Source organism: Glutamicibacter sp. BSL13, from assembly GCF_052928425.1.
This window is the reverse complement of record NZ_JAVGCZ010000195.1, coordinates 1-1893: the sequence shown is the minus strand read 5'-3', so window position 1 is coordinate 1893 and position 1893 is coordinate 1. Positions and strand designations below refer to the sequence as shown.

Below are 1893 nucleotides of genomic sequence, written 5' to 3'. Positions count from 1 at the left end.
CCCGCCAGCGCTTCTGGGGCACCCCGATCCCGATCATCTACTGCCCGCAGTGCGGTGAGGTTCCGGTGCCCGATGACCAGCTGCCGGTGCGCCTGCCGGAGAACCTGCGCGGCGAGGAACTGGCCCCGAAGGGCACCAGCCCGCTGGCCGCGGCCGCGGACTGGGTCAACGTGGCCTGCCCGAGCTGCGGCGGACACGCCAAGCGGGACACCGACACCATGGACACCTTCGTGGACTCCTCCTGGTACTTCCTGCGCTTCGTCTCCCCGGACTACACCCAGGGCCCGTTCGACCCGAAGGCGGTGCGCGACTGGATGCCGGTCGGGCAGTACGTGGGCGGGGTGGAGCACGCGATCCTGCACCTGCTCTACTCGCGCTTCTTCACCAAGGTCATCCACGACCTGGGGCTGATCGACGCGACCGAGCCCTTCAGCGCCCTGCTGAACCAGGGCCAGGTCCTCAACGGCGGCAAGGCGATGAGCAAGTCGCTGGGCAACGGCGTGGACCTGGGCGAACAGCTCGATGAGTACGGGGTGGACGCGGTGCGTCTGACCATGGTCTTCGCCTCCCCGCCGGAGGACGACGTGGACTGGGCCGACGTCTCCCCGTCCGGATCGCAGAAGTTCCTGGCCCGCGCCTGGCGCCTGGCCCAGGATGTGGCCAGCGCCCCGGGCGTGGACTACACCACCGGGGACACGGCGCTGCGCCAGGTCACCCACCGCACCGTGCACGAGGCGGCCCAGCTGCTGGACGGGCACAAGTTCAACGTGGTGATCGCCAAGACCATGGAACTGGTCAACGCCACCCGCAAGACCATCGACACCGGGGCCGGCGCCGCCGACCCGGCGGTGCGCGAGGCCACCGGCGTGGTCGCCCAGTTGCTCTCCCTGTTCGCCCCTTACACGGCCGAGGACATGTGGGCGGCGCTGGGTTACGAGCCGAGCGTGGCCAACAGCGCCTGGCCCACCGTGGATGAGGCCCTGCTGGTGGATGACACCATCACCGCGGTCGTCCAGGTCAAGGGCAAGGTCCGCGCCCGCCTGGAGGTGTCGGTGGACATCAGCGAGGCGGAGCTGGAAGCCGCGGCCCTGGCCCACGAGAACGTGGTGCGCCTGCTGGATGGCAAGGCGCCGCTGAAGGTCATCGTGCGCGCCCCGAAGCTGGTCAACGTGGTGCCGGCACCGTAGGGTCGGGCACATGAGTGAACGCCCCAGCGCCGCGCGGGGACGGTGGTTTGCCAAACGCCGTCCCCGTCCGGCGCCCGCCGCCCGGATCGGGATCGTCACTGACTCCTCCGCCTGTCTGGGCGGGCCATGGCTGGAGCACCCGGACTTTGAGATGCTCACCATCCCGGTGATCATCGACGACGTGGTGTGCGGGGATGACACCGACGCGCTGGTGATGGGGCTGGCCATGGGCCAGGCGGTGCGCACCTCCCGTCCTGCGCCGGGGCAGTTCATGCGCGCCTACCGGCAGCTGGCCGAGGCCGGCTGCGAAGCCATCATCTCCGTGCACCTTTCGGCCGGGCTCTCGGGCACCCACGAATCCGCGCGGCTGGCCGCCGGGCAGGTCCAGGTGCCGGTCACCGTGGTGGATTCACGCACCGTCGCCCTGCCGCTGGGGTTCGCGGTGCGCCGCATGCTCACCGCCCGCGCCGCCGGGGCGGGGCTGGATGAGCTGCTGGACATTGCCCGCGCCGCGAAGGACAACTCCGTATTCTTCGCGGTGCCCAGCCTGGACCAGCTGCGCCGCGGCGGGCGGATCAGCACCCTGTCCGGGGTGGTGGGCAACCTGCTCAGCGTCAAGCCGATCCTGGCCATCCAGGACGGGGCGATCCACCCGGTGGAGAAGCCGCGCACCTTCCCGCGCGCCCAAAGCCGGCTGGTGGCGCTC

At 70.8% G+C, this 1893-nt stretch carries 2 protein-coding genes; both read left to right on the top strand.

The annotated features are described in order from the left end of the window. Positions 1-1187: class I tRNA ligase family protein (locus tag RCJ92_RS15765; RefSeq protein ID WP_446755105.1), on the top strand; the 1187-nt coding region annotated here is incomplete at its 5' end. 10 nt (positions 1188-1197) lie between these two features. Then, on the top strand, positions 1198-1893 hold a 696-nt coding region (locus tag RCJ92_RS15760), incomplete at its 3' end, for a DegV family protein (protein ID WP_446755104.1).